Source organism: Endobacterium cereale (assembly GCF_009617585.1).
GTDB lineage: Bacteria > Pseudomonadota > Alphaproteobacteria > Rhizobiales > Rhizobiaceae > Neorhizobium > Neorhizobium cereale.
Map to the genome: position 1 here is coordinate 1 of NZ_WIXI01000041.1, position 26,191 is coordinate 26,191.

Genomic DNA, 26,191 nt, shown 5'->3' on the forward strand with positions numbered 1-26,191 from the left:
CCGGAGGTCTCATGCGTGCGCCGATAGTGGCCTGGTTTTACTCCGCCGCCTGGCCTTAATTTGCTCCGGCGTTGACACTATCTGTTTCACGATAAGGCCTTATACTGGTTCCGCGATTATAGTATAATTGGAATTCGCCCGGTCAAGGGCGAGTCCCGAAAAACCCGGTAGCCAGATCGAAAACGACGGCTATACTAGATTCGTAAATCCAATATAGCCCTGAGCTCTACAGTTGATGTCGCTAACAAAGCGCCGTCATTTGCCCGCCGGTTCACAGGAGAGCTACTCCTATAGAGGCTCACATTTTTTGACAGCTACGTGTCCGAGTTGTCAGAGAAGGCCGGTCGATTGCCCTTGCTGTTCCATGCTGCTATGTTCTCTTTTTGTTTCGTAAAATGCTGAACCATGATGGTGGCCTTAACCAGAGTGATGAGTAATGATGCTCCCCTTCGAAAGATCATCCATGTCGACATGGATGCCTTCTACGCTTCGGTTGAACAGCGCGACAATCCGGACCTGCGAGGCAAACCGGTGGCCGTCGGTGGGGCGGGCCCCAGGGGTGTCCTGACCACGGCAAGCTATGAGGCGCGTGTTTTTGGTGTTCGCTCGGCTATGCCCTCGGTGACGGCCGCCAGGAAATGCCCGGATCTGATTTTTGTAAAGCCGCGATTTGAGGTCTACCGCGAGGTCTCGCAGCAGATCCGTGAGATTTTTGCCGAGTACACGCCAATGGTCGAACCGCTGTCGCTCGACGAAGCTTATCTTGACGTCACGGAAAACCTGAAGTGCATGCCGATTGCCACCGAGATCGCGCTCGAAATCCGCGCAAGGATCAAGGCGGTTACCAAACTCACCGCGTCGGCCGGAATTTCTTACAATAAATTCCTCGCGAAGATGGCCTCCGACCTCAACAAACCTGATGGCCAGGCCGTCATCACGCCAAAGAATGGCGCCGCCTTTGTAGAGCAACTGGCCGTTAAGAAATTTCATGGAGTCGGGCCGGCGACAGCGGAGAAGATGCATCGTCTCGGCATTGAGACCGGTGCTGATCTTAAGATGAAATCGCTGCCATTCTTGGCGAAGCATTTCGGCAAGTCAGGTCCTTATTTCTACGGAATCGCGCGCGGGATCGATGAACGCCAGGTCAAGCCGAACCGTGTCAGGAAATCGGTGGGAGCAGAAGACACGTTCTCGAAAGACGTTGATGATCTCGATCTTGCCGTGCTGGAATTGGGACCCTTGGCGGAAAAGGTATGGCGCTATTGCGAGGCCAAGGACATTGCTGCTCGAACCGTTACGGTGAAGATCAAATATTCGGATTTTACCCAGGCCACGCGCAGCAAGACCGAAACCATTCCGTTTGCTGACCGCGACAGCATCCTTCATGCCGCGACCGGTCTGTTGGCAACAGTCTATCCGTTCAAGCTTTCGGTGCGCCTGTTGGGCATAACACTTTCGTCTCTGTCGGGTGATGAAAGCGACATCACATCGGAACAACCACAGTTCGATCTCGATTTATGATCAGAGCAACTGATATCCGAAGGTGATCATAATCGATATGTCCTCACCCCGAGTTCGCGTCATCGATCTTGAGACCGGTGGCAATGGCTCCGACAATGTCTGCGAGATCGGTTGGCAAGACGTTGTCCTTGATGAAAACGCCGCGTGGCAGGTCACTGAGGAACGGGGCGCCATACTGGTCAATCCGGGACGTCCCATGTCCCCCGACACAATGGCGGTGCATCATATTCTGGACGAACAGGTTGCCGATGCACCCTACTGGAAGGAAATTGCTGCAACCGTCCTGCGACCGCCTGGGCGCCTCGATGCGTTGGCCGCGCACCGGGCAGCATTCGAGCAACGATATTGCAGACCACGCTTCACCGGCGGAACACCCTGGATTTGCACATGGAAATCCGCGCTGCGGGTCTGGCCGGATTTGCCGCGTTTCTCAAACCAGATGTTGCGCTATCAGCGCATGCCGGCTGGCCTCGTCCACGAGATCGGATTGCCCGCCCACCGCGCCATGCCGGACGCGTATGTTACCGCACATCACCTTAGAGATTTATTGAACCAGACTTCGCTTGAGCAGCTTCTTACCTGGAGCAAAGAGCCTGGCCTCCTGCCGCGCGTCCCTTCAGGACCTGACCGCGGCAAGGGATGGGATCGTATAGAAACCAGCGTGCTCGCTGGATTGTCGCGCGACAGGGATCAGGACATCCGTTTCAGCGCCCAGACCGAATTGTCACGGCGCGGCGAGAGGAATCAGCAGGTCATGGCTGAGCCGCCGCAAAAATCGTTTTTTTAGGAGGAGTTGGTTGCCTGTGGTTGGGTTTCCAGTTCAGCATCCTGACGGTCATTTGGAGTATCAACGGCCTATGAGGCCCGATAGCGACGACCACCCGGCAAGACGCAATGAACGGCTCTCGATCGAGCCGTTCAGGCGTCATGAACCTTACAGGTTGACCTTGGCATTGTCGCCTATGTCCGGACGGGCGCTGCTGACAGCGGCAGCGGCCATCTTGATGTAGCTGATGACGGTGCCTGGGCTGTCCCAATATTCGGCCGATGATGGCGTAATCTTGAGAATACGGATCGACGGGTCTTCTGCATTGTCCCACCAGGCCTTGGCAGGTGTCGCCCACAGTTCACGGATCTTTTCCCGATCGTTGCGGATTTCGGCAGTACCCGAAATTGACACGTATTTTTGACCCTTGGAATCTGCAAACGCAAGGCAGATCTCCGGATGGCGAGAGATCTCTTCATCCTTGTGGCTTGCGACATCCGTCAGGAAGTAGACGGCATTTTCATCGCGGTTTGCGTAAGCCGACATGGGACGTGCACGCAGGGTCCCACCACTTTGTGTTGTCAGCATGCAAAAGCCGATCTTGTCGACCAGTTCCCACACTTTGCTGATATCGTCTTTCGTGTCGGTCATTAATGATCTCCTGTTGTTCGAGACCTGCAACGACACAGACGTCATGTCGTTCCGTCCGCCGTCTCGCAATCTAACCCGCACGCAGCTTCGTTCGCCACGGCATTTTCTCGCAACCTGTCAGGCTAGGTTGCCGTTTCGAGGTGCTGGAACGACTTGGTCACTCCCGTGTTGAAATTGTCTGATGCATTCGTGGAGGCAGACATGGAAAACGCAGCAAAGGACCTCGCCGACAAATATCGACGTCTGGGCGGCACACGCCTTGCCTTGATAGACGACAATCTTGGCTCTTCCCGGGAGTGGGAACATGATCCCCCTGAGGCCGCGCGATTCTGGGATGAAAAGATTGCTGTTCTGACAGATCGCGAACGGCGGGACGTCGAAACTTATCTTCCCTCGGTCAGCGATGCAGATAACGGGCACACGACCCGATGATGGCTCGGAAGATCATCTTTCCGGCCAGTGAATGGGTGCCGAACAACTCGCGATTTCCTGTCCTGGTCTACAAAGTGGCTCTGACGGATGCCAAATCGTTCGAAAACCTGTTTGCTTCCAACGGATGGAGTGGAATCTGGACAAACGGTGTCTTTGATTACCAGCACTACCATTCTGCCGCCCATGAAGCTCTTGGCATCCGCCAAGGCCATGCGACCTTGCTAATCGGGGGGCCGGGTGGCGAAGCGATGAGCGTGGAGCAAGGAGATTGTCTGGTTCTGCCTGCCGGCACAGGCCATCGCAACCTGGATTGCTCTGCAGATTTCCAAGTTGTTGGTGCCTATCCTCCCGGTCAGCAGGCGGACATTCTGACGGCGGCAGCCACATCTCGTCAATTGGCACAATTCGGTCCTTGCCAAGGCCTGAAACCGATCCTGTGACCGGCGCATCAGTCGGACTGATCGAGGCGTGGGGCAGTGGCGTTCCGGTCGAGTAATTGCGCGTTCAATAGCATCGCCACAGTCCTCTCCGACATTCGCGGGTTGGCAAACCGACGCGGTCGCCTAGTTCATGAGGTGAACCTGCTGTCTTTTCCCATCACAGGAGCCTCCCATGAAATCCAAGGTCGCCGACATTCTGACGGAGGTTCTCCATGCCGCCGGCGTGGAGCGCATATATGGCGTCGTCGGTGACAGCCTGAACGGCATGACCGAGTCGTTGCGCAAACGTGGCGATATCGAATGGATCCACACCCGGCACGAGGAAACCGCGGCGTTTGCCGCGGGGGCCGAAGCCCACGTCACCGGCAAACTTGCGGTGTGTGCGGGAAGTTGTGGGCCGGGCAATCTCCACCTGATCAATGGCTTGTTCGATTGCCACAGGTCCGGTGTTCCTGTGTTGGCGATTGCCGCGCAGATACCTTCGGCGGAGATTGGCCGAGGTTATTTCCAGGAAACCCATCCGGACCAGCTTTTCCGTGAATGCAGTCACTTCTGCGAACTTGTGACCCAACCGGAGCAGCTCCCTGGGGTTCTGGAATCCGCCATTCGCGCCGCCATCGGCAAGGGCGGCGTTGCCGTTGTCGTCATCCCGGGCGATATCGCATTGAGCGACTACTCGGCAAAGATCTCGAAAACAGCTGCACTGTCCATTGCCAAGCCAAATATTGTCCCGGCCGAGGACCAGATTGCAGCGCTTGTCGAAATTCTGAAAGGCAGCTCGAAGACGACACTGCTGTGCGGTCGCGGCTGCGAGGGCGCTCATGCTGAGCTCGTCGAATTTGCGGAAAAGCTGAAGGCGCCGATCGTCCATGCGTTGGGCGGCAAGGAGCATGTGGAATGGGATAATCCTTACGATGTGGGGATGACGGGCCTGATCGGGTTTTCGTCCGGTTACAAGGCGATGCTAGACTGCGATACGCTGGTCATGCTTGGCACCGATTTTCCGTATCGGCAGTTTTACCCTACCGATGCGAAAATCGTGCAGGTTGACATCCGACCCGAACATCTCGGGCGAAGAACGCCGCTCGATCTGGCGATCGTCGGTGATGTCAAATCCACGTTGCGTGCCGTACTGCCGCATCTGGAAGAACAAGAGGCAACGAAACACCTCGAGCGCTGCCTCGCAGCCTATGAAAAAGCCCGCAAAGGGCTTGATGAGCTCGCGCATGGCAAGGAGGGAGGACCAATCCACCCGCAGCATGTGGCGCGACTTTTGAGCGAGCAAGCCGACGAGGATGCGATCTTCACTTTCGATGTGGGAACTCCGACCGTGTGGGCAGCGCGGTACCTGAAAATGAACGGCAAGCGCCGGATGATCGGATCGCTCGTTCATGGCTCGATGGCAAATGCCCTGCCACAGGCGATCGGCGCGCAGGCCGCCTATAAAGGCCGGCAGGTAATCAGCATGTCCGGCGACGGCGGTTTTGCCATGCTGATGGGCGATTTCCTGACGCTTGCCCAGCAGGACCTGCCCGTGAAAGTGATCGTATTCAACAATTCCTCGCTCGGTTTCGTGGCGATGGAGATGAAGGCGGCCGGCTATCTCGAGACAGGAACCGATCTGAAAAATCCTGATTTTGCCGCTGTCGCCCGTGCCGCCGGTATCCATGCCATCCGCGTAGAGGATCCGGTCGAGCTCGAACGAGGCATCGAGGCCATCCTGCATCATCCGGGCCCGGCATTGCTCGATGTCGTCACCAATCCTCAGGAACTATCGATTCCGCCCAAGATCGAAGCGGCCCAAGTGATGGGAATGAGCCTGTGGGCGGCAAAAACGGTGATGAATGGACGGGGCGATGAGCTTCTAGACGTGGCGGTGTCCAATTTCTTCTCGCGGCGGGGGTGAGCCGTTTCAAATGTGGCAGGCAGTCAAGTGCGCGAAACACGCTCCAGGGTAGAACGCCGGTATCCCGAAGAAATTCGGGTGCGCATTGACTCGCCACTCCACCGTCGCACGCGCGGTGCCCTTTAGCCGCGTTGCAAATCGAGCTGCGTTGTGACGAACGTCTTGCCGGTTGCCGGATCCATGTCGATGGTCCGAATGCGCAAACCGTTCTCGCCGACTTTCTGAATTGTCATGGTGGCTTTTCGGTCGCCATAGACGGTATTTGCCCAGGTCACGTCGAAACTGATGGTGTTGCCTTTGCGTCGACGGCTTGCCGGACACGCCCACATATGTTCCGTTATATGAGGTTCCTGGCGATTGGACCTTGGCATTGAAGCTGCGGGAGACCACCGCAAGCGCATGTCCCGTCCATCGAGAAATTCCTGACGTTTGCGTCCGATCGCATGCTGCAGGAGACCTTCACATTGCTGCCGCCCAGCTTCGTCAGGGCAGTGCCGCCACCTGACCACTGTCCTTCGATCGACTGCAGAAACTCTGCGTCTGAAGCCATGGCTTGTGATCCAGCACAAACGACAACGAGAAATGCGGCTTTGGCAAAAGCTTTCATGACTTTGCTCCTGATAGTTTCCTCAAAAACAATCAGGAGCCGTTTCCTGTTCCAGCGTCACGATGTTCGTTAAGCCGTGAATGCGACCGCGTATAAATACTGCCGTTTAACTCTCGGGCATTCTGCCAGTCAGCTTATCATGCGGAACGGTTTTCCCGGGGGCGGTCGGTCCCGCCTTTCGCTGCGCGACCGCTATGCTAAGGCTCCTGCGGCGGCCCTTGTTCCGGACAAAACCGTGTCGAGAATTCCCGCTTTCCCGGCTGATCGCCGTCGCTATGCTGAAAGCTCCGATACTCTTCTTTGCTCCTCCCGGACCTCGGCCTTGACGCCGGTTGATCCGTGAGGGCGCTGACGCGCCGCAACACGTGTGATGGGCGGTTGCATGATACGGAGAGGTTTGGATCAGCTCAAATCTTATCACTGTGGCGCGACGCCCATCCGGCCTCAAGGATGAGCGGTCCCCCCGATTTTGAGCGCCGGGTTAAGACCCGTCCCACAAAATCGGCTCCCCCACTCCCCGGCTCTGCCGGTCGCTTGCGCGATCCCTGACCCCGGCCGGTCTCTGCGCCTTCGATCGTCGTCTTTCGAAACTCAAGGAGAACGGGACGATGACGATGTCACTCGAAACACTGATTGAAGAGCTGCGTGCCGAATTGTCGAATACGTGGGATCCGGCAGAGCGCCGGCTGCTGATTGCCGAACTCGATCTTGCCCGGGCCGAACTGCAGGTCATCATTGCGCAGCTGTCCGGCGCACGTGACAGCGAGCCGCCTTTTTGAAGGCGGTCATCGCATTCAAGCGATTGGAAAGCATTTTTCATACTGGTTGAGTTTTTCAGTGGCGGATCCCCGACCACTGGTGGGAAGTTTATCTGAAAAGCTTCTGATTTCGCCGTTTCGTGGTGTCGAGCCGCAGAGCGAATGTTCTGAGCGAAATCGCCTCTTGGGTGCTGCGATCGTCTGCCGAAAATGGCTTGGTCTGAATGCCGTCTCCCGGAGGGACATCCGACCCGGTCTCAGAATGGGAAGTGCTGCCTTCCCGAAGTTCTAAAATCATGCTCACGAGGCCCATACGCAAAACCGCCCTTTCATCATGGAGCTGAAGCCTAACATGGTATTCATGACGACGGAATAGTGGCAGGTTCTGCAGCAATTCAAACGGATCGCGTGAGCGGCGAGTCCGGCGAATTCAATGCGGTCGATCCATCGAGATTGCTACAGTGCGCGACCAAAAATGTGGCTGCATCGAAGGTGACGGATGGCGTTTGGAAGGGCAGTGCTATCTGCTTTCGTAGCGATCGATCAGTTTGCGTAAATGTGCATTCTGAAGCTTGAGCTTTTCGGCAAGCTGTTTGCGCAGCTCTTCGATTTCCCGATCAAGGTCTGCCATTTCATCTGTGGCAGACTTGAGTACGGGTTTCGCTGTTTGCGCCGGCTCTTCAGCTGAAACTGCGATTTCTCTTTTTTGCCGCGTGGCGGCAAAGCGCTTGGCTTTGACAGGAACAGCGGCTTCCTCGACCCGTGGACTTACCACGGGTTCGTTCGACTTTGCGCGGGTTGCGGATGAAGCGACCGAAACCGGTTTTTCTTCGGTAGCAAGCGGTCGATCGACCGGTGTGGTTACCGTCGCAGTTTTGGTGTCAACGACTGACGGCTGGCTATTGATAGTTTCTGGCTCGGGAGCGATCACCGGCTCAGATAAGGTGTCGACAGTGTTTTCGACAAGCGCCAGAGCAGTATCGGCGTCTGCCACGGTCTTGTTCGCACCAGTTGCTGCCGGTTTTGCCTTATCGACATCTGGCTGCGGCGCTGCCTCGGTTTCGTCCTTGGATGATTTTCCCGACACCAGGTCCGCAAGCATTTTCCATGGTGTTCTCATCGCATCAACCTCAGGCTAAAGACGGGCTTGAGCCCGCATCAATAAATGCCGGACCTCAAGAAAGGTCCGGCGATGTGTTCGTTCTCGATCGTACCCAGATGGACACGATCGAAAGAAATATCAGCCCTTGCCGAGCTTCTTTTTCAGATCGACATTTTCGGCGCGCAGCTTGTCGCCGAGTTCCTTGCGAAGAAGCTTGTTTTCTTCTTCGAGCTTCAGAAGGTCGGAAAACTCGTCAGACGCGGCGGCAGCGACAACCGGCGCCGGGGCGGCAGCAGCCGGCTTGGCCACAGCGGCCGGGGCACGCGGTGCCTTGGTTGCCTTTTCAGCTTTTGCGGCCTTCACCAGCTGCGCTGCGGCGGCTTTTTCGCCGCGCTTTGCACGCGTCTTTTTGACAGGTGTTTCGGTCGCGCTCGTTGCAGCGACGGCTTCGACAGCGATCTTCTTGCGGTTCGGGCCACGCGTCTTTTTCACGACGGGTGTGGGCGCAGCTGGTGCCGCCGTATCAGTTTCGGCAGTCACGCCAGTATTCATCTCATCAGCCATCAGTAATCTCCTTGCTGGGCAGGCCTCTCATTGATGGACATGCGCGCAGAGTCAACATGTGAAGGCAATACGACATGTCCAGATACTTGTTGCAGAGTTAATGCGTTTTGGCCAATGAGTTTCCATCTCGAATATCCGAATACTCGAGATGGTCTGAAATCGTGCATGACATCGCCCAGTTTTCAGTTGCGCAAATGCGCGTCTTCTGAAGTATCCAGTTTGACAGGCGTGACTGCGCCATTCCGTTGGACTATACTTCCTGGACTAAGGAAAAGACTTTGCTTCCCTGATGGATCTTGCGGGTCCGATGGCAAATGCAGTCGCGACTGGCCGGAAAAAAACGACGCATGAAAATGCGTGTTCACCGGGCAACCATTGTTCCAAATTGTGGCTCTCGTCGCGCCAATGTGGATGACGATACTGACATATGGTGTATGAGGCGGCATGACCTCTGATACCAAAATCTTTGTCGGCCTCAAGCCGATCCGCAAGAAGGCAGGACCCGCGCCAGCAACTGCGGGACCACGGTGCCAATGGGACGGATGCGAAAAGGCCGGGACACATCGCGCTCCCGTCGGGCGTGATGGCGAAGGCCTCTATCTGCTTTTCTGTGTTGAGCATGTGCGGGTCTATAATGCCGGGTACAATTACGCGACTGGGCAATCCGAGGGACCGACAGCGCGTTATCAGAAGGAAGCAGTCTCGGGTGCGCGCGTCACGCAAGGGCAGGCTGCCCGCGCGGCTACGGAAATGCCGCTGCCCTCGACGCAACGCTCGGGATCGGCAAAGGCAGTGAACGCGCGCAAAAACGCAGCAGAGCGCCAGGCGCAGAAAGCAGATCTGCAGAAACGAAAACTGAAGGTTCTGGAAGCGCGCGCGTTCGAAACGCTGGGTCTTGCCGAAGACGCGAGCGCAGAAGACATCCGCCGTCGCTACAAAGAAAAGCTCAAGATGCACCATCCTTTAGGATCCTCAAGCTGAATGGTTTCTGCTAAGCCTCACAACGACGGCTGAGCGGTTCGCGCATTTGGCTGCCGATACACATCCTGCGGTCGGGCCGGATCAGTATGGCTGACTGCCGGAGCAGTTTCTCCGGCATCCATCAAGGCCGTCGGCGGGGTCAACGAAGGCGCTTGTCATCATGATTGATCGACAAGTCACGCCAGCTTGTTCGCATGATGTCAGCCATCGTCAGTCGAGCTTGGCGTGGGGCGTTTGCTGAGGCCGGTCATTCCGGGTGATGGCAGCGGTCGACGCAGAGTTGTTGGCATCTGTGGCAACGTGCCGAACTGATAAAGCCGTTGTACCAAGCCGGAACTGAACGAGAGCAAGCCATTGTCGTGTTCCTTCACCTCACATGCAAGCGCTCCATAGGCGGGCTCGATGAGGCATGTCTGACCGGCAACCGGCTTCGCCTCGATCGTTATCCCGCAACGGCGATCAAGGATTTCTTGACCCCGGGCAGCTGTCGCTTTCCTCCTCTCCCACCCAACAAATCCTGTGACCTGCCGCCCTCCACGGTGTTGCGGCCCTATCGGGTGCGGTCCAATCGATGCCGGTCTTTGCGACTGCCATCGAGGCCGCAATGGAGCGGCTCGAAACAGCAAAAGGAACGACGACAATGGCTACCATCGGCGCTTTCACTTCGAACGAAAACGGCTTCATCGGTTCGATCCGCACCCTCGCCCTCAACGTCAAGGCCCGCATCGCCCGCGTCGAGAACCCTTCCGAAAAAGGCCCGCAGTTCCGCGTTTACGCCGGCCCCGTCGAACTCGGCGCCGCCTGGCAGAAGACCTCCGAACAGGGTCGCGACTACCTCTCGGTCAAGCTCGACGATCCGAGCTTCCCGGCCCCGATCTACGCGACGCTGACGGAAATCGAAGGCGAGAAAGACCTACAGCTGATCTGGTCCCGCCCGAACCGGGACTGAACAGGACCGGCCCCGCCAATGGCGGGGCCGCACCCGTTTTAAAGCTCATACAGTTGAAACCTACGGAGCGCCTCTACAGCTCTTGCTTTTAGAAACAGCGCGATCACAAATCTGCGCAGCGCCGGTCAAACTGCCGACCCAGCCGGAAGACATCAGCTCAAGAAAGCGATCAGTGCCTGACGGCAGATACCGCTTTCCTCGGAGAATAGCCGCGGGTTCTCTTGCGGCGCATCAGGTCGAGGAAGAGCGTAACGGCGTCCATTTCGTTGTTGAAATAATGCGCCATCTCCTGTCCGTGTGTACCAATTCGCCCCCAGCGACGGCGCAGGCAAATTTCACCAAACAGTGTGCTTTCTATCGCGAGCGCATAAAATCGCGCCATGTTTTTTTGGCGATCGCTGCGCTCGATATAAATCCGGTAGGGTTGCGTGATCATAACCGAGATTCGCGCATAGGGAATCTGCGGTCCAACGAGAGTTTTGAATCGATAACGCAACATCGATTCATTTTCGTGATGTCTTCCGCCAGGCGTTGCCGGCCATGCGGGTGACGATCGTGCGGTGGGGATTGGGGCCGCATGAACGTGATGCGGATCGACTGCTCACTGTTTTCCCGTTGGATGTGATGCTCGGCCTCCGACGAAAAACACCACTGCGCTAATGACAGCGACGAGTGCAAACAGTAGGAACATTGACGCTCCGCCAAACGCTGCAAGTGAGAACCCGCCAATCGCGGGCCCGAGAAAACTCCCCGCACTGCTGAGCGCATGCGCGCCGAAATAGCTGCCCCTGTTTGCATCAGAGGCTATCGTGTCCACCAGCGTAAACTCGGCACAGACAACAAGGACTTCGCCGATGGAAAGAGCGATCATCGACATCACGAGGACCGGCAAGGCCGGTGAGGTGACGAAGCCGATCTGACTTGCGCACAGCATGGCGCATCCGATGATGGCTCCGGCAAGGCCGCCTAGCCGCGCGACAAGCCGTCGCGCGATCGGATTGGCCAAGAGTACGACAACGCCGTTGGTCGAAATCAATATGGCAAATGTTTGCGGCGCATTTCTTGTCGTCGATATGAGCAAGGGTCCTACCGTTGCCTGCCAATGACTGAAGACAGAAACGGCAAGCATAGCGCCGCAGGTCACACAGAGCAGGCGCCTGTCGCGGAATGCGATCCGGATCGCTGGTAACGCGTGCGCGAAAGTTGTTGTTTTGTCGGAAGTTCGTTGCGGCGCCGGCATATCGACGGCAGCGAGCAGAAGAAGCAGAATGACGAAGATGGCGCCGGCGACTAGAAATCCTGCGGGCATCGCGGGGCTGATTGCAATGCCGATCATCGGACCGACCACCCAGCCGAAATTGGATGCGGTGTAACGCCAAGAGAAGTGTCTGAGCCGATGCTGCGCTTGTGAGTTATCGCTGATGATCGCCCTCGATATCGGGGTAAACAGCGCGAGTGAGATAGCTGCGGCGGTGTAAGCGATGCAGTAGAGGAACGGATTATTGCCGACAAGGCCCATTGCCGTCACGCTGAATGACAACATTCCCAGGATCATCACCAAAACAGCTTTGCGTCCGATCGCATCTGACAATGCGCCGGCGAATGGAGCGCTTAGGGCGCCGAGCAACGGCCCGGTTCCGAGGACAAGGCCGATCACGCCAGGGCTCATTGCGAAATCCTGATGCAGGATGATCGCAACAAAGGTCAGGCTCGTGGCGCGTGCCACCGAAATGAGAAACGAGCCACCAATGACGAAAAGAACCGGTGCCGGTATGCGCGACAGGCACTGCAGAGCCCTTCGTAAATTCAGCAATGTCGCGCCCTCCGATCGGCCGTTACGATTGCTGGATTTCCAGGCCGATGGCCGTGGGAACCGACACCGGAAATCGCGCAGGAGGGAAAGATCACGTGGCGGTAAACACGCGTTTGTCGAGGTCCTTGGCAATATTGCAGCCGGTCGCGCATTCCAGCGGGTTCGAGCCAGCACTGCGCGACATCGCCGCGATCTACGGACTGAAACACGCCACCTGTCTCGTCGTGCGCGCCGGTGGCGGAACTGACAGGTATCCGCTTTTCTTCACTACATATCCACGCAAGTGGGCGGACATCTATCTGTCGCGATCCTATTTCGAGATTGATCCGGTGGTCGATATCATCCGCTGGGCGCGTCTGCCGGTGGACTGGAGCCGGCTTCAAAAGACATCTCCGGCAATCGTTCGCTTCTTCGAAGAGGCGCGCCAGCACGATGTGGGGCTGAATGGGATGACTGTGCCGGTCAGAGGGCCGAATGGCGAACGGTCGCTGTTTTCGGTTTCCTCCGCTCAACCGGCGCGTGAATGGGCAAGGATCAGTGAGACCCATGGCCATGACTTCCAGATCCTTTCCCATTACATGCATGATAGGGTCATGTCCGTTGTCGACATCTCGATGACCGCGACTGTTCGCCGGCTCTCGGCGCGCGAACGACAATGTCTCGAAGCCCTGGCGTCAGGGCTGCTCCCGAAACAGATCGCGGCGACGCTTCGCATATCGGAGAGCGCCGTCCGGCTTTATCTGCGATCCGCACGACGCAAGCTTGGCGCGACGACAAGCTACCATGCGGTTGCCAGGGCAAGCCTGTTTGAGCTGATCTCAGTTTGATTTGGTTCTATCGGCGCCAAAACCCTCGTCACGTCAATCTGGCGAAATTGCCAGATTGTTGTGCCTCGTCCTCACATCCACACTCCGCCTTTGCTCGCCGCCACCGAAAGGTTGGTGCCGCGGCTATCTGTTTTCGAGAACGTGATTGCCTTCCGGACCATAGGAGGATGCCATGATGGATCCCGACCTTTTGCAGCGTTGGCGCAATGCCCCCAGACTGAACGATTTTTCTGCCTTCTTTGAGCGGACGGCGGCAGGACAAGGTGGTGCGCCGGATCTCGGAGAGCCACGCCTTGATCTCGGCCTGCTCGACTTCGATCTCGAGAGTGCCGTTTTTGCTGACACGCATAAGCGTCTGTGGGGGCCGTTCGATTTCCATTATTTCGCGAGCATTCCCTATCGCCTCGAAGAAGAATGTCGAATGGGGCCGGCGCTTGTTCGCACAGCGCTCGAGACATGGGCGCGCCACGCGCGGCCAGCCAGCATCTATACGCTCGGTACCGGCACAGGCTGTCTGGCCCGCACAGTGGCGCTTCTGGGTGCAGGCCGGATCGAGGCATTGTGCTGCAGCCCCACAGCGGCAAATCGGGAAGCATTCCTTGCCAACAGAGCAAGCGATCACGCGCATTTTCATCTCGGCCCGTTCTTCGAGCTTGATGCGGATCGATACGCCACCGATCCGGACCTTCGTCGTTTCGCGGGCGGTTTCGACATCCTGTTCGAAGACACCACTTTCCAGATGTATGACCGCGACCGCGTCCGGCAGATCGAGTTCGTCTATCCCCGGATCAGAGCGGGTGGTCTGCTGATCCAGGTTCAGAAGCTTGCCCATTTGGACGCTGACGAATACCAGGCACGCGAACGCCAGAAAGACGACCTCTTCAAGTCGCGCTATTTCTCGCCCGTGCTGATCTCCGACAAAAAAGAGGAAGTGCTCGGCACGATGACCAACATGCAGGTCGATAAGGATGCGACTGTCGGCGCACTCAAATCATTCTTCCGTTATTCCGTTGCGACCTGGAACAGCGGGAATTTCTACACGATCATCTCTTCCAACTCTCGCGTCGCCATCATCGACTTTCTGTCGCTGCTCCTGAAACCGGCGATCCCACCGGCATTCAGCTATGCCGACCTGCCTGCCGTCTGGATCGACACTGTAACCGATCCGATCGCGCCCGCTCTGGCATGGCGCCGGCCGAACACGATGGATGGGCTTGCTGCCGATCAACGGCTGGCTTCGTGATGTGGTTGACGCCATGATCGCAACATCTGCAGAAAGTGCGACCCCTGAACAGGTCCGCCGTGCGCTGACGTCGTTGATGCCGCCGCTTGCCGATTACTGGTCCAGACCGCTCAGTGACTATGCGGCCTTCACCTACCAGACCTCTGCTTTTCACTCGCCCTGTGCGGCACGCCTGTTTGCGATGGAACGGCTGCAGGATGTCGTCAGGCACGCTGCCTTGCGAGCCGGCTGCAGCCATGAAGACGCCGAAGGCGCCGCCTGCGAATTGCGTGCGTCGCCGGTGATGCAGACCGGCCCGCATTGTCTGTTGCTGTTCGAACCAGATGCATTTTACACCCATTTGTTCAGTCTCATGGGGCTGCAGTCCCATGGGCGAAATTGGCATCTCGCCTATGCCGGGTCGACCATGTCCTTCAACGAGGCGGCCAAGAAGGGGCCCGGCTGGTTGCGGGTTGGAGGCGAAATCCTCAACGTGTTCGGACTATCCCGCAGCCGCATGGATGGTGGGAGCATTTGCTGCAGCAGCGGCCCCTTCCGCTTTGCCTTGACGAACGCAGCCGGCAAAAGTGCTCCAAATGCGTATGCCGCCCGTCTTCTGGCCCAACTGCCATCCTCAACATTTTCGACAGCATCCGAGGCCATCAAAACCGCCAATGCAAGTTTGTGGAAGGCGAGCTTTCCGAGGGCGGCAAAGTTGTTGCAACTGGACGATTTCGACGTGGCGGACCTGATTGCCGATCATCTCGATCATTCTGACTCGTTGTTGGCAACCGCGTTGTTTCGCGATGGTGATGCCGATTTTCTGCTGAATGCGATTGACGGTCTGAATGCCGGACCGTGGCGCGGCTGGATCCGCCGAAGCACGGACTTCTTCTGGCATGTGGGCAGAGACCGCATAGCACCGCTCGTGCTCGACGACGGTTGGCTTCGCAGCGTCAGCTCCTCTCATGTCTCGCTGGAATTCAAGCCGCACGTCTTAGCGCAAGCGCTGCGACAGCATGTGCTTCTTCCGAGCCTGTTCATGTCCTTTCTCGTTCTGTCGATATTGTCAGGTGTTCGAGCGCTCGGTGGATGCCGTCAGACCGTCTACCTCCCGCTGATGCGCCATCTCGCGGCCGGCTGGGTTGCGAGATCCGGTGATAGGAATCTGCTTGTGGATCTCCGAAACGACATTCTGCCCTCCTTGTGGGGCATCGTGTTCTGCGTCGAGAAAATGCCGATCCGTACACGGAGTTTGAGCAAGTGCGCGACGTCGACGGCTGGCTGTCTACGTATGGCCAGATGCCACTCGCAGATGCCAGCGGGGATCTTGTCAGCTTTACCAGCGATCCCATCTGGGCACAGATGTCACGTTCTCTGCTCGCTGGTGTCGTTGGGCCGGATAGTCCGGAGTGGGAGAGGTCCGGCTTCGGGCGATGAGTTCCGGCAATAGAGATGAGGCGTTCATCACGATGCAAGACGCTGCACGCTCGATACTGGATGCGATGCATGCGCAACCTATATCATTGCGCAATCAACGGTCCGTCATTGCAGGCCATGTTGCCACAAGCGGTAACGGGCGCAGAATATGGGCACTCGGTTTGCGCATGTCCGAAGTCAGGGAAACCAGAATGCAGTCACCTCAAGAGCTTCTCCACCTGATGTCGACGATCGCCGAGCCTTGCGAAAGCATTCGTCGGAAAGCCGTCGATATGGCCGCGGGCAACGAGGAACCTGCGGATATGCGCCAGGCTTCCGCCGACCTTGCGGCAACTATCGACCACATGTTCGAGATTGCCCGCTACATGCTGAAACACACTTCGGCTAAAGGTTCGCACGCGTGATGATTTCCTTCGTTGGTTCGAACAGGTGACGTCCGTTTTTTGAAATGTAGGGTATGGATGCACGGATTGCTCACAACGCTGCGTCTGATGAACGCGTGTCATGCGCTTGCCTATCCCGCGTTGCCGCACCGTTTTCGGCGAAGTCTCTGCTCATAATTGAGGATGCGCATCTGCCTGACGTCTTCTGCCAGCGCGAGCAGGGTCTTCATGATGGTGGTGTCGGTCATCATCTCAACCTTTCGTGCAATCTCATCGGCGACCTGCGCGGTTTCGATGTCGAAGACAGGACTGGTGCCTGTCTCGATCAAGAGCGATCGAAGGGCACGGGAGGTGGTGACGCCGCGCTCAATCAGGAGGCGCCGCTCTGCCGAAGACAGTTTCTCGAGGCCATTGGCGGCACGCACGCATTCGGCAACAAGGTCTGTGGTGATGCTCACAGTGGGGTTGCCTCGGGCCTGCCGGTAAACGTCGATGCATTCACGTCCCTGGATACGCGATGAAATTCCAGACCCTCGTCGATATTGCATGTCTCCAGCAATTTCTTGGCGCGAAAACCTGAGGTCGCCGGATCCAGCCACTCACTAAAGACAGCCGGATCAAGCAGTGCAGGCTGCCGGTCGTGCAGTCGGGTCATCGGCGCGGCCGCCGGCATCGTGATGATGGTGCAACTGGTGATCCCGAGCTTGTCGTTGTGCGCCCAAAGGCCCGCAAACGAAAACGGCGCACTTTCAGGCATATGGATCAGCCATGGATCCTTGCGTCCGTCGTCTGCATTGACGGTCCATTCATAAAAGCCATCGGCCGGGATCAGGCATCGTCGTGATTTGAAGGCATCACGAAACGCCGGTGATATGCCGATCCTTTCGATCCGGGCATTGAACATGGCGGCCCTCGGCATCTCTTTTGCCCAATGCGGTACCAGCCACCATCGGGCCGTTTCCGCGACCTGCCGGCCATCCGGATCAGCGTGCACCATCAGCACGTCCTGGGTCGGCGCAATATTGTAGCGGGCCGCGGTATTGCGGCCGCGCTCCTTATCGCGATCGAGCTCATAGAGATGCAGAAATGCCGGCCAGTCCTGTTCAAACGTGAACCGCCCGCACATGCCTATCTCCGCAAATACTGGAGGATATCGCGCTCTGTGTTCCTGTTGGTAATCAGTCCGAGCATCATGTTGTCGGCAAGTTCGACCAGAGCGGCGACAACCTCCTCCGGTTCCAGCCCGCCTCGATGGCGGAGAGGCAGATATTCGACACATCGTCGGCCATGGCGTCCTGCAGCGCAAGAAAGCGGCCCGGATGATTGTCGGTGGCAGGCGATGCGATTTTTCCCATCCCATAGAAATGTGGTCTCACCGACCTGCGTCAAGACTTTGGTCTTGCGACGGGAAAACGGCTCACTATCTGAGCCGTCGGTTCTATGTGAGGAGTTGATCATGGACGACGTCACGGCCGCCATTTTTACAGATCAGGATTTGGAAATTCTGCCACCCGAACATGGTGCCGGAGCAAATGGCGAAGCCGAGCCTTGTCTGTGTTGCGGTAGCGCGCATGTCGCGCTGGACGAGGATGGTTGCGGGATCTGCGATCAGTGCCTCAGCCCCTAAGCCATTTGCCGACTATTGGCTGATTGGTGGTAGGTGCACGCCTCGACGGATGGCGCGCTTACAGATCCGAGACATCCGCTACACATCCTGAACCTGCAGGATGAGAAGCATCACCGTTTATCCGGAACGGCCGTCAAATCATTTCAAACTGAAAAGGCCCGGCTTCCCTCCCAAGATGCCGGGCCGACGCCCCGGAAGGTAGAGACCACGTCAGAGCTGCGGCGACGTTATCGCGTATATTAGCAGAGTCAACGGCTCTTCACATGATATCGGGTCCGGCGTCTGTGACGCCGGACCCGATTGTCTCTTCGAGGGGGATGAAGAGTGATCCGGAAGCATGAAGGGCGGGGGACGGGGTGGTTCCAGATTGTTCAGAGAACGAGCCGTGTCGAATTTGGTTCCCGACGCGATCCTTGAGAAGACTGCCAGGCGCTGTTGCCAAGCCACGCTGCATGGCTGCCATGCGCCCGCGCGCATTGCCGAGTTTCGCGCTTCGGGTTATCTACTGCTCATCGAGACCGACACTCCTCCTCCCAGTCGGTCACGGTCGGACGGGCAGCACTCCTCCTCCCAAGCTGCACGTCACTTATCGAAACCCGCCGCACCTCCTCCCGCGGCGGGTTTTCGCGTTTTGCAGCATTCTGGGCTGTGTCGATCATTCTCGCGAGCGGGCAACTCGACGGCGTCGTGCTACGCCGCGTGAGGTTTTGCCGGCTTCACCACGCTGATGGCGAGAACGACGATAGCTCCCACAAGGATGCCCAGCACTGCCTGCAGGAAGGATGTCGCGATCCAGCCGACCACGGCGGGAATGACGGCGATTGTCTGCTGCACAACGGTTGCGATGTGCTCGATGACATGTTCAGGCGCGTGAAGTCCGAATTCGGCCAAACCATGGATGATGATGCTGCCGCCAACCCAGAGCATTGCAGCCGTTCCGATAACCGTCAGCGCCTCCAACAGGATCGGTGTGCCTTTCACGAGGCCACGACCGAACGCCTTGGTCGCGCCAGAGCCTGTCTCGGCCAGATACAGTCCGATGTCATCCGCTTTGACGATGAGAGCCACCACGCCATAGACTACCACCGTGATCAGGACGCCGACGGCGGCCAGAACGGCTGCCTGTGTCGCGATGTTCGACGTCGATACGCCGGCCAATGTGAGCGCCATGATCTCGGCGGAGAGGATAAAGTCGGTGCGGATGGCTCCCGATACTTTCTGATCCTCCAGTTGCTTCGGATCCTTGGCTTTCTCGAGAACAGCTTCGCTGGCATCAGCATGAGGGCTGATTGCCTCATGGAGCTTTTCGACACCTTCGAAACACAGATATGCCCCACCAATCATCAGCAGCGGGGTGATCACCCAAGGGGCAAAATAACCCAGGATCAGGCAGATCGGCAGCAGGAAAACCAGCTTGTTTCTCAGTGAGCCGAGAGCGATCCGTCCAATGATCGGCAGTTCGCGGCTAGGCGAGAGACCAACCACGTAAGTCGGTGTCACTGCGGTGTCATCGATGACGACCCCCGCAGCCTTCACGCTGGCTTTGGCAGTCTGGGCGGCAACGTCATCAAGTGAAGAGGCCGCCAGTTTTGCAATAGCAGCCACGTCGTCCAAAAGTGCAATCAAACCTGTTGCCACGTCGAATCCTTCATCATGCTGTGCGCGCGTATTTAGTCGCTCGGCCGGTGTTTGGTAGGTAATGCTACGCGACAAACGCTTCTGGAGCGCATCTCTGATTAGGCTGTGTGAAATTTCTTGTCCGCAACGCAGGTGGAGACAGTGCTGAATGTCGCGTTTCGGCTGTTGTTGGAGCGAGTTGACGGCAGGGCGGTCGATGGATTGCCCGCATGACGACTTTGCGCCAGAAGCGGTCATTAGCTCTGCCAAATCCACCAAAAGAATGTCCCAAAGCAGATGATCATTGCCGTAATTGATCCCATCGTACGCACAAGGCCTTGGTTCACGTTGCCGGTTCCCACCAATAAATAGTATGCGCGTTCAGGCTTCGATTTCTGACTGAGCTCCATTCGACCTTTCAATAACCTCGGCGCACGGATATAGCTGCTGAGACACATTCACGTGTTTTCAGATACACATGTATCTGAAATTTGACTGAAGTGAAATGCCGAAAAGGGTATCAACCAATGGCCAGATTGAGCCGAGCTGAAAGTATGGCAGTCACACGGGAAAAGTTGATGCGCTCGGCCCGAAAACTCTATCTCGGCCACGGCTATTCAGCGGTTTCGGTTGAGAAGATCGCGGCGGATTGCGATCTAACAAGAGGGGCGTTCTATACTCATTTCCGTTCTAAAGAAGCGATTTACATTGAGCTGGTTGAGGCTGATGTCGGCAAGGTGCTTCCCGGCTTAGTCGCCGTTATTGAAGGAGCCAGAACCCGTGACGAGGCAATTGATGTCGTCTGCGGATGGGCCGACGGGCGTTTTATCGAGCCTGATATGAGCTACCTGATGCTCGAAGTCCTTCAACACGCCATGAAGACGAAGATCGATGAAGATCAAATGTGCAAAGTTCGCGAGTTCTGGGGCCACGTTGGTAATGCACTGGAGCGCTTCTTCCCCAACCAAACGCTGCCAGGTCAATCACATGAAATTGGATCAATCATCCTGCTTCTGCTAGCCGAAGGTCCATTGGTCGAGGCAGCAGGCGGGGCGAAGACCAGCCGCTTGGCTCGTCTGACGCTGGAAGCCTTCATGCGATAGTCCGCTTGGGGCCGAAGGCCGTAATGGCGTAGAAGCGCCAATAGCGGACGTTATGAGGCGCTCAAAACTGATACTATTGATCAGCCGCAGCGCCTTCATTCTGCTTCTGGTCGGCAACAAGGCTCGCGTCTAGCACGCTGTCAGGCGACCCAAGACTGTCGATCATATCGAAGAAGTCATTCCAGAACGATGTGTCGCCACCTCGCGCGTCCGCCACGATGCGGGCGGCGCTTTGGATGTCCGCAATGGTCAGTTCTGCACCTGGATTTGTTTGTTCGAGAATGCCTTTAGCCACATCGAAAGTTTCCCACGCCGCCATGACGCGAGCTTTATCCGCAGCAGGAACACCGTGGCCATAGTCGTCCACTACCGTTACCATGCCGTTGGCTTGCACCAGATTATAGCCAGTCAGTTGACGAAATGTAGCTAGTTCATTGGGTGTGAAAAGACCGACGGAACCATTTGCTTCGTAGTCGAAATCCCCGTTCTGCTCTCCGATAAGGAAAGAGAGGATGCTAACCGCATCGGTATAAGATGTGCCCGTCGTATCCGGAATGAATTCGTAAGCACCATCAGCCGTGAGCACATAATTGTCCTGCAACTGCGGATCGGACAGCATGTTTTTAAACAGGGCGTTGTTACTCGACGCATAATTCCCATCGTTAACAAATTTGCTGAAGCTCTGATCCTGTTTATTTCCGTTGGGAAGAGAAGACGATCCATTGGAACTTGCCGTATAGCTGTTTGCAGATTGACTGACCTGCATCACTGCCTCCGTTCGCCGCGCCACAACCTTAGGTAACGCAGATTGCTGGCGCGAACCTTGTGGACGACAACTCATCGGCGAATCATGGAACTTTTCGCCTAGCATCGCTTGATGCAGGCGTGCGCCTACTGCGGCTTCGCGCCAGAAGCGGACAGCGCGATAATCCATGACGGAGCGCACTGGGGTTCCGTCACTCTCAAAATTCCAGCGGTTTCTAACGTTGAGACCTGGCGATGTCGCTCTGAGCCAACTCCTCATATCTCCTATTGATTTCGTCGTACTTGGGATCAGCTTTCATTCCCTCGAAATCGATCTGCGCTTGGGCAAGCTGGACAATACGGTTAAAGGTCGATTGGGTGATCGCGGTATCTGCCAACGAAATGCTCCCGCCCAAAAGCTTGATGAGTTTTTCGCTTGTATACTTCGCTTGCTCCGGCCCTTGAAGCCCCGTGTCTTCTAGTGAAAGTACAGCCAGCCGCTTGCCTATCGTATCGGAACTCGCGGTAATTAATCCCTGATTGTCGACGGATGCGACGATCTTCCCACCAACGACGATATCTGCGTAGCGCTCGATGCGCGGGTCATTAGGGTCATCATAAAATTTTCTGTATTCGCTTTGGAGGGCCCGAGCATCCATATCAATGAAATCTCTTTCCATTGCCTGATACGCAGCATACTCCTCATCAGACAATCGCTCCCATGCGGGTTTCAAGGCGGGGAGGTCCGAGCCTTTGTTAAGAGTCAGCCCCTTGAGGCGCTCGTTAAGGCTTTCATGTGCTGTCGAGGTGCTTTCAATATCGCTGGACACCTGCGCTTTAGCATTGTTTTCCACATCACAACCGTCGAATTCTGGCGATGTTTCACTTGATGTCGATTTCAGCGTATCGGATATGCTGTGGCGTGAGGTCGCGCTATAATATGTTGATGCGCCGATGATTGTCATGTCGTAGCTCCGTTACGTCCCGTGGGGCATGGTGTAACACAATCCTTGCGCGAGCCTTTGCGGGGGGTATTCAATCCTGCATCGGGATGCCGTCTCCAAACATGAGGTGAGGGAGCAAGAGCAGTTCAAATTCGCACGGTGAGCTCACGCGGAGTAAACGCGACGGAGTTTGAAGCATATTGTTAGGCAGACGCAACGGCCTGAAGTCCTCCTGTAACTTTTGCGTAAACGGTGTTTTCTTTGCACTTTGACCGAGCGCGGTGGGCGTTCAGTAAGCAGACACTGCAAATTGACGGCAACAAAGCGCCAATAGCGGTCACCGGGGTTCGGCTGAACGGGGGCGTCGAAACAAAAGGCGGTCTCGCTCGTGGAGGTGACGTGCAAATGAAAAACCAGCCTTCTCCAAAACCCTCCTCGACCCCGTGTTATCAGGATGCGCCATTGCCCAAACTTCTTGAAGTTGTAGCTGCTTATCTGCGAAGCCTAATGCCGCGTTGACGAGCTCAGAAGCGTAACCTTTGCCCCAAACGTCAGGTCTGAAGTAGTAACCTACCTCGAAACCCCAGCCCGGATCGAATGGGTCTTCGTACAGACCACCCCACCCGATGATCCGACCGTCTTCTCGGCGCACAACCACCCATGGCGCACAGCCATCACGACGCCTTCGCCATTCGTGAACCATCACTCGTCGCTGGCATTCCCTGAGCGTTTTATCGCTGTGGGTATGCTCCATAGCGGCCGGGTCTCCAAGAAATTCAAAGAGCTGAGGAATATCCGCCCGGCTCGACGGACGAAGAATCAAGCGTTCCGTTTCCAAAATGACCTCGGCATGGAAATATGTTGCATGACGCTCAGTGAGCATCCTCAGTATCTCTTATCCGTCAACTTATTTTGCTTACGTTCGTCCGCTTCGGGCAAAAAGGTGACATAACGACCGCGCAAATTTCATCGAATTGCCAACAGCGCCCGTTGCCTAGTCAGCTTCATCCTTCACGGCCGGATGTTTGAATCGGACGCCGACGCCTCCGCCATTTTCAGGAATAAACTCAATGCCGGCGTCCTCGATTGCTCCGGCTATCCGAGAGAGTGTAGCCTGACGCAACTCCTCGCCGCGCTCGTATCGGACGATTGTCTGAGTGGAGACCTTCGCCGCGCGTGCGAGATCGATCACTCCCCAGCCGAGAGCAGTTCTGGCCATTTTACACTGAATTGAGTTCATATCACCATACGATGGTGATTTTGGTTGCGCATTTTTTGGTTGTCCCGTATGTAATAAGTATTCAGGTATCGGTCGTGCCCGCGTTTGCACCGCAGACACGACCTGACCACAATCAAGCTGTGTGGAGCTCGGATCATGGGTGATTCTGAGAATAGCAGAACTGTGCCTGCAATCACCTGCAGAAACTTACTGAAAACAACCGAATTGCTGCTGATGGCGCAGAGTGCCGGTCAGCCCTTGATTTCGCGTGGGCCGGGGGAGGATGCGCTGCGCGAATGGAGGGCCTGGCGGGCCGCATTTCAGGAACTCGACAGATTGAATGCAGAGCAACAGCGTCTCGAGGAAGAGCTGCTCGAGATGGTATCGATTGATGCCCGGCGCGGTGATGCAGGCCTGATTTCGCTGGCCTGCGTGCTTGCGGCGGACGATGACCATGTTCGCGCCTACCGGCATGCCGAACAGACGGTCGAAACCGGGGCCGACATCGAGGACGTGTTGGCATCCAAACTGTCGAAAGCAGCTGTGACCTCTTTGAGCGGCATCGTCGCAAAACTGCATTGCGTGCTGGAACGCGGGCAGCCCAATCCGGACTATGAGGAATTTCCATGGCCTGAACTGCGCAGGTTGCTGCGTGATCTTCTGTGCCTCGGCGACGCCGCCCCGGACAATCGCTTGCGTGGGGAGGTGTCTTCGGTCAGCGCCGGCTGATCCATGCCTTCATCTTCAAATTCGTATTTTAGACTTTTGTGCGCAGTGGAGTGCGCCATTTGCGATGGTCCGTCAGGCACTTTTGGCGGAATGTAATATCGACGTTTCAGTCATTTAGCGATCAGGCAGAGAACCTGAACATTGCCTTGCGGAGCAGTTGAGCCTGCTGCGCGGGAACGGACATCTGCGTGGCGAGCATGGGAACTCGCCACGTTCATTTTTGAACCAGAAAAAGGGAACATTGGAATGCTTTTCAAGCATATTCGAACGCATGCGTTGATGCTGGCTCTCGCATCGGCATCAATCAGTTTTTCCGTTTCATATGCCGGCGCTGAGGATTTGCGCATCGGCACGCAGCTGAAGCTGATGACGCTGGATCCGCATTATGCCGATCTCAACGAAAACACATCGCTTCTGTCGCATATCTACGAGCGGCTGGTGAATCAGGACGAGAACCTCAATCCGCAGCCCGGCCTCGCCGTTTCTTGGGCACGTGTGTCGCCAAAGGTCTGGGAATTCAAGCTGCGCGATGGCGTCAAGTTCCATGACGGATCGGCGTTCACCGCGCAGGACGTGATCTATTCGATCGAGCGGGTTCGCGACTTCCTCAAAACCCCGAGCGGCGGTTTCCAGTCCTATACGAAGCCGATCGCCTCTGTAACGGCGCCTGATCCTCTGACGGTTCGCATCGAGACCAGTGTAGAGGCCCCTACCCTGCCAATCCAGATGACCGCCATCCTGATCATGCCGGAGAAGGCCGGCGGTGGGTTCGCGACCACCGAGGAAGTAAACGCCGGCGCCCGACCGATCGGCACCGGCCCCTACAGGTTCAAGCAGTGGCAGTCCGGTGAATTGCTCGGCCTCGACGCCAACACCGACTATTGGGGCGGCATGCCTGCCTGGTCGAGCGTGACGTTTCGGGTGATCGAGAGCCCGGCTGCACGTGTCGCCGCACTCTCCACCGGTGATGTCGATCTCGCCGACTATATTCCCGCTCGTGATGTTGCCGGGCTCGAAGAGCGCGGCATCAAGGTGGAGAGCACCGCCGCCGCCCGTTCGAACTTTCTGCAGTTCGATGTCTCTCGCGACCAATTGCCCGGCGTGACGGACGCCGCCGGCAAGCCGATCGCCAATCCGTTCAAGGACGCCCGTGTGCGCGAGGCGCTTGCGCGTGCGACCGACCGGCCATTCCTCGCCGACAGGATCCTCTCCGGCTACGGCACGGCGGCCATCCAGATGTTCCCGCCGGGTATCGCCGGCACCTCGGCCAAGCTAACCGTCGGGCCGCCGGACTACGAGCGTGCGAAGGCGCTGCTTGCCGAGGCCGGCCTGTCGGATGGTTTTTCGGTCGTGCTCGCCGGCCCCGGCGGTCGTTATCCGGGCGATGCGGAATCCCTGCAGTCGATCGCCCAGAACTGGGCGCGGATCGGCGTGAAGGTTTCGCCTGTCGTCTCGCCGTTTTCCGTGTTCATGACCAAACGTTCGGCTGGTGAGTATCCGGTCTGGTATGGCGGCTGCTCCGGTGAAGCGGTGACATTGTGCCTCGACGCCGTGCTGGCCGGTGCCGATGGAGCGAAGGGCACCGGTTCCCTGAACTATGGTGGTTACAGCAATCCGGCTTACGACGACTTGCTGTCCAAGGCCAAGGCTCTTGAAGACGGGCCGGGTCGCAGCGAGGCACTGGCGCAGGCGACCGAGCTGGTGATGGCCGATCACCCTGTCATTCCGCTCTACCATTTCCATCTCATCGCCGGTCACGGCAAGAAGGTCGGATCATACACCGTGCATCCGCGCGGCTGGACCTCGGCCATGCGTGCCGCACCGGCAACCGAGTGAGAGGTGGGCT

The 26,191-nt window shown here is 57.0% G+C and carries 27 protein-coding genes and 1 pseudogene; 16 read left to right on the top strand and 12 right to left on the bottom strand.

Annotated features, from left to right (window positions below; translation table 11 throughout):
• Nucleotides 1-405: 405 nt before the first annotated feature.
• Both dinB and GAO09_RS10200 read left to right on the top strand, forming a co-directional pair.
• Nucleotides 406-1,521 (top strand): DNA polymerase IV, encoded by a 1,116-nt coding sequence (gene dinB / locus GAO09_RS10195; protein WP_410768743.1) that lies wholly within the window; start codon nt 406-408, stop codon nt 1,519-1,521.
• 22 nt (nt 1,522-1,543) lie between these two features.
• Nucleotides 1,544-2,308: an exonuclease domain-containing protein gene (locus GAO09_RS10200; RefSeq protein WP_324185354.1), complete on the top strand. Its 765-nt coding sequence runs from the start codon at nt 1,544-1,546 to the stop codon at nt 2,306-2,308.
• A 147-nt stretch (nt 2,309-2,455) separates the two neighbouring features.
• On the opposite strand, the gene GAO09_RS10205 is transcribed toward GAO09_RS10200, so the two are convergent.
• Entirely contained in the window at nt 2,456-2,938 is a 483-nt protein-coding gene (locus GAO09_RS10205) for a pyridoxamine 5'-phosphate oxidase family protein (RefSeq protein WP_153353915.1), read from the bottom strand.
• A 201-nt stretch (nt 2,939-3,139) separates the two neighbouring features.
• On the opposite strand from GAO09_RS10205, the gene GAO09_RS10210 reads away from it, so the two are divergent.
• From GAO09_RS10210 to GAO09_RS29640, 4 genes and pseudogenes are all read left to right on the top strand, one after another.
• On the top strand, nt 3,140-3,370 hold the full coding sequence (locus tag GAO09_RS10210; RefSeq protein ID WP_235938031.1) for a hypothetical protein: 231 nt from the start codon (nt 3,140-3,142) through the stop codon (nt 3,368-3,370).
• Nucleotides 3,367-3,866, top strand: a pseudogene (locus tag GAO09_RS10215) (cupin). Before GAO09_RS10210 ends, GAO09_RS10215 begins: the two are co-directional and overlap by 4 nt.
• 116 nt (nt 3,867-3,982) lie before the next feature.
• Nucleotides 3,983-5,716: a ubiquinone-dependent pyruvate dehydrogenase gene (poxB, locus tag GAO09_RS10220; RefSeq protein WP_153353917.1), complete on the top strand. Its 1,734-nt coding sequence runs from the start codon at nt 3,983-3,985 to the stop codon at nt 5,714-5,716.
• Between the two features lie 1,215 nt (nt 5,717-6,931).
• A complete protein-coding gene (locus tag GAO09_RS29640) occupies nt 6,932-7,102 on the top strand; it encodes a hypothetical protein (protein WP_209018682.1) in 171 nt (56 codons plus the stop codon).
• A 499-nt stretch (nt 7,103-7,601) separates the two neighbouring features.
• Here the strand turns inward: GAO09_RS29640 and GAO09_RS10230 are convergent, their stop codons facing one another.
• Both GAO09_RS10230 and GAO09_RS10235 read right to left on the bottom strand, forming a co-directional pair.
• Nucleotides 7,602-8,201: a hypothetical protein gene (locus GAO09_RS10230; RefSeq protein ID WP_153353918.1), complete on the bottom strand. Its 600-nt coding sequence runs from the start codon at nt 8,199-8,201 to the stop codon at nt 7,602-7,604.
• Nucleotides 8,202-8,321: 120 nt separating this feature from the next.
• The gene (locus GAO09_RS10235; protein ID WP_153353919.1) at nt 8,322-8,747 is read right to left on the bottom strand and encodes a hypothetical protein; all 426 of its coding nucleotides are present in this window, start codon (nt 8,745-8,747) and stop codon (nt 8,322-8,324) included.
• 444 nt (nt 8,748-9,191) lie between these two features.
• On the opposite strand from GAO09_RS10235, the gene GAO09_RS10240 reads away from it, so the two are divergent.
• Nucleotides 9,192-9,728: a J domain-containing protein gene (locus tag GAO09_RS10240; protein WP_153353920.1), complete on the top strand. Its 537-nt coding sequence runs from the start codon at nt 9,192-9,194 to the stop codon at nt 9,726-9,728.
• Between the two features lie 640 nt (nt 9,729-10,368).
• Nucleotides 10,369-10,677 (top strand): DUF736 domain-containing protein, encoded by a 309-nt coding sequence (locus tag GAO09_RS10245; RefSeq protein ID WP_153353921.1) that lies wholly within the window; start codon nt 10,369-10,371, stop codon nt 10,675-10,677.
• Between the two features lie 169 nt (nt 10,678-10,846).
• Here GAO09_RS10245 and GAO09_RS10250 read toward each other — a convergent pair whose 3' ends face one another.
• Nucleotides 10,847-11,113: a WGR domain-containing protein gene (locus GAO09_RS10250; RefSeq protein WP_153354136.1), complete on the bottom strand. Its 267-nt coding sequence runs from the start codon at nt 11,111-11,113 to the stop codon at nt 10,847-10,849.
• A gap of 165 nt (nt 11,114-11,278) precedes the next feature.
• Nucleotides 11,279-12,490, bottom strand: coding sequence for an MFS transporter (locus tag GAO09_RS10255; RefSeq protein WP_209018683.1), 1,212 nt, complete (start codon nt 12,488-12,490; stop codon nt 11,279-11,281).
• Between the two features lie 95 nt (nt 12,491-12,585).
• On the opposite strand from GAO09_RS10255, the gene GAO09_RS10260 reads away from it, so the two are divergent.
• From GAO09_RS10260 to GAO09_RS10275, 4 genes are all read left to right on the top strand, one after another.
• Nucleotides 12,586-13,317 (top strand): helix-turn-helix transcriptional regulator, encoded by a 732-nt coding sequence (locus GAO09_RS10260; RefSeq protein ID WP_324185349.1) that lies wholly within the window; start codon nt 12,586-12,588, stop codon nt 13,315-13,317.
• Between the two features lie 172 nt (nt 13,318-13,489).
• Nucleotides 13,490-14,560, top strand: coding sequence for a class I SAM-dependent methyltransferase (locus GAO09_RS10265; RefSeq protein ID WP_153353924.1), 1,071 nt, complete (start codon nt 13,490-13,492; stop codon nt 14,558-14,560).
• Nucleotides 14,532-15,992: a hypothetical protein gene (locus tag GAO09_RS10270; RefSeq protein ID WP_338015061.1), complete on the top strand. Its 1,461-nt coding sequence runs from the start codon at nt 14,532-14,534 to the stop codon at nt 15,990-15,992. The genes GAO09_RS10265 and GAO09_RS10270 overlap by 29 nt, the downstream gene beginning before the upstream one ends.
• Before the next feature lie 178 nt (nt 15,993-16,170).
• On the top strand, nt 16,171-16,383 hold the full coding sequence (locus GAO09_RS10275) for a hypothetical protein (protein ID WP_153353925.1): 213 nt from the start codon (nt 16,171-16,173) through the stop codon (nt 16,381-16,383).
• 110 nt (nt 16,384-16,493) lie between these two features.
• Here the strand turns inward: GAO09_RS10275 and GAO09_RS10280 are convergent, their stop codons facing one another.
• Together GAO09_RS10280 and GAO09_RS10285 are read right to left on the bottom strand one after the other, a co-directional pair.
• A complete protein-coding gene (locus GAO09_RS10280) occupies nt 16,494-16,820 on the bottom strand; it encodes a hypothetical protein (protein ID WP_153353926.1) in 327 nt (108 codons plus the stop codon).
• The gene (locus GAO09_RS10285) at nt 16,817-17,488 is read right to left on the bottom strand and encodes an SOS response-associated peptidase (RefSeq protein ID WP_153353927.1); all 672 of its coding nucleotides are present in this window, start codon (nt 17,486-17,488) and stop codon (nt 16,817-16,819) included. The genes GAO09_RS10280 and GAO09_RS10285 overlap by 4 nt, the downstream gene beginning before the upstream one ends.
• 330 nt (nt 17,489-17,818) lie before the next feature.
• Here GAO09_RS10285 and GAO09_RS10290 point away from each other — a divergent pair, with 330 nt between their 5' ends.
• Nucleotides 17,819-17,989, top strand: coding sequence for a hypothetical protein (locus tag GAO09_RS10290; protein WP_153353928.1), 171 nt, complete (start codon nt 17,819-17,821; stop codon nt 17,987-17,989).
• 690 nt (nt 17,990-18,679) lie between these two features.
• On the opposite strand, the gene GAO09_RS10295 is transcribed toward GAO09_RS10290, so the two are convergent.
• A complete protein-coding gene (locus tag GAO09_RS10295; protein WP_324185345.1) occupies nt 18,680-19,627 on the bottom strand; it encodes a DUF808 domain-containing protein in 948 nt (315 codons plus the stop codon).
• A gap of 506 nt (nt 19,628-20,133) precedes the next feature.
• Between GAO09_RS10295 and GAO09_RS10300 the strand changes: the two genes are divergently transcribed.
• On the top strand, nt 20,134-20,709 hold the full coding sequence (locus GAO09_RS10300; RefSeq protein WP_153353930.1) for a TetR/AcrR family transcriptional regulator: 576 nt from the start codon (nt 20,134-20,136) through the stop codon (nt 20,707-20,709).
• 73 nt (nt 20,710-20,782) lie between these two features.
• Here GAO09_RS10300 and GAO09_RS10305 read toward each other — a convergent pair whose 3' ends face one another.
• From GAO09_RS10305 to GAO09_RS10320, 4 genes are all read right to left on the bottom strand, one after another.
• Entirely contained in the window at nt 20,783-21,643 is an 861-nt protein-coding gene (locus GAO09_RS10305) for a hypothetical protein (protein WP_153353931.1), read from the bottom strand.
• A 46-nt stretch (nt 21,644-21,689) separates the two neighbouring features.
• Complete coding sequence (locus GAO09_RS10310; RefSeq protein WP_153353932.1) at nt 21,690-22,418, bottom strand: hypothetical protein; 729 nt, start codon at nt 22,416-22,418, stop codon at nt 21,690-21,692.
• A 316-nt stretch (nt 22,419-22,734) separates the two neighbouring features.
• Entirely contained in the window at nt 22,735-23,280 is a 546-nt protein-coding gene (locus tag GAO09_RS10315; RefSeq protein WP_153353933.1) for a GNAT family N-acetyltransferase, read from the bottom strand.
• Nucleotides 23,281-23,391: 111 nt separating this feature from the next.
• Nucleotides 23,392-23,637 (bottom strand): helix-turn-helix domain-containing protein, encoded by a 246-nt coding sequence (locus GAO09_RS10320; protein ID WP_153354137.1) that lies wholly within the window; start codon nt 23,635-23,637, stop codon nt 23,392-23,394.
• Between the two features lie 135 nt (nt 23,638-23,772).
• Between GAO09_RS10320 and GAO09_RS10325 the strand changes: the two genes are divergently transcribed.
• Entirely contained in the window at nt 23,773-24,345 is a 573-nt protein-coding gene (locus GAO09_RS10325; RefSeq protein WP_153353934.1) for a hypothetical protein, read from the top strand.
• Nucleotides 24,346-24,591: 246 nt separating this feature from the next.
• Nucleotides 24,592-26,181, top strand: a complete 1,590-nt coding sequence (locus GAO09_RS10330; RefSeq protein WP_153353935.1) for an ABC transporter substrate-binding protein — start codon at nt 24,592-24,594, stop codon at nt 26,179-26,181.
• The last annotated feature ends 10 nt before the right edge of the window (nt 26,182-26,191 follow it).

Excerpts from the sequence above, each read along its gene's own strand:
- dinB (WP_410768743.1), top strand. The coding sequence starts at position 406 with ATGATGGTGGCCTTAACCAGAGTGATGAGTAATGATGCTCCCCTTCGA.
- GAO09_RS10205 (WP_153353915.1), bottom strand. The coding sequence starts at position 2,938 with ATGACCGACACGAAAGACGATATCAGCAAAGTGTGGGAACTGGTCGAC.
- GAO09_RS10210 (WP_235938031.1), top strand. The coding sequence starts at position 3,140 with ATGGAAAACGCAGCAAAGGACCTCGCCGACAAATATCGACGTCTGGGC.
- poxB (WP_153353917.1), top strand. The coding sequence starts at position 3,983 with ATGAAATCCAAGGTCGCCGACATTCTGACGGAGGTTCTCCATGCCGCC.
- GAO09_RS29640 (WP_209018682.1), top strand. The coding sequence starts at position 6,932 with ATGACGATGTCACTCGAAACACTGATTGAAGAGCTGCGTGCCGAATTG.
- GAO09_RS10230 (WP_153353918.1), bottom strand. The coding sequence starts at position 8,201 with ATGAGAACACCATGGAAAATGCTTGCGGACCTGGTGTCGGGAAAATCA.
- GAO09_RS10235 (WP_153353919.1), bottom strand. The coding sequence starts at position 8,747 with ATGGCTGATGAGATGAATACTGGCGTGACTGCCGAAACTGATACGGCG.
- GAO09_RS10240 (WP_153353920.1), top strand. The coding sequence starts at position 9,192 with ATGACCTCTGATACCAAAATCTTTGTCGGCCTCAAGCCGATCCGCAAG.
- GAO09_RS10245 (WP_153353921.1), top strand. The coding sequence starts at position 10,369 with ATGGCTACCATCGGCGCTTTCACTTCGAACGAAAACGGCTTCATCGGT.
- GAO09_RS10250 (WP_153354136.1), bottom strand. The coding sequence starts at position 11,113 with ATGATCACGCAACCCTACCGGATTTATATCGAGCGCAGCGATCGCCAA.
- GAO09_RS10265 (WP_153353924.1), top strand. The coding sequence starts at position 13,490 with ATGATGGATCCCGACCTTTTGCAGCGTTGGCGCAATGCCCCCAGACTG.
- GAO09_RS10275 (WP_153353925.1), top strand. The coding sequence starts at position 16,171 with ATGCAGTCACCTCAAGAGCTTCTCCACCTGATGTCGACGATCGCCGAG.
- GAO09_RS10285 (WP_153353927.1), bottom strand. The coding sequence starts at position 17,488 with ATGTGCGGGCGGTTCACGTTTGAACAGGACTGGCCGGCATTTCTGCAT.
- GAO09_RS10290 (WP_153353928.1), top strand. The coding sequence starts at position 17,819 with ATGGACGACGTCACGGCCGCCATTTTTACAGATCAGGATTTGGAAATT.
- GAO09_RS10300 (WP_153353930.1), top strand. The coding sequence starts at position 20,134 with ATGGCCAGATTGAGCCGAGCTGAAAGTATGGCAGTCACACGGGAAAAG.
- GAO09_RS10305 (WP_153353931.1), bottom strand. The coding sequence starts at position 21,643 with ATGGATTATCGCGCTGTCCGCTTCTGGCGCGAAGCCGCAGTAGGCGCA.
- GAO09_RS10310 (WP_153353932.1), bottom strand. The coding sequence starts at position 22,418 with ATGACAATCATCGGCGCATCAACATATTATAGCGCGACCTCACGCCAC.
- GAO09_RS10315 (WP_153353933.1), bottom strand. The coding sequence starts at position 23,280 with ATGCTCACTGAGCGTCATGCAACATATTTCCATGCCGAGGTCATTTTG.
- GAO09_RS10320 (WP_153354137.1), bottom strand. The coding sequence starts at position 23,637 with ATGAACTCAATTCAGTGTAAAATGGCCAGAACTGCTCTCGGCTGGGGA.
- GAO09_RS10325 (WP_153353934.1), top strand. The coding sequence starts at position 23,773 with ATGGGTGATTCTGAGAATAGCAGAACTGTGCCTGCAATCACCTGCAGA.
- GAO09_RS10330 (WP_153353935.1), top strand. The coding sequence starts at position 24,592 with ATGCTTTTCAAGCATATTCGAACGCATGCGTTGATGCTGGCTCTCGCA.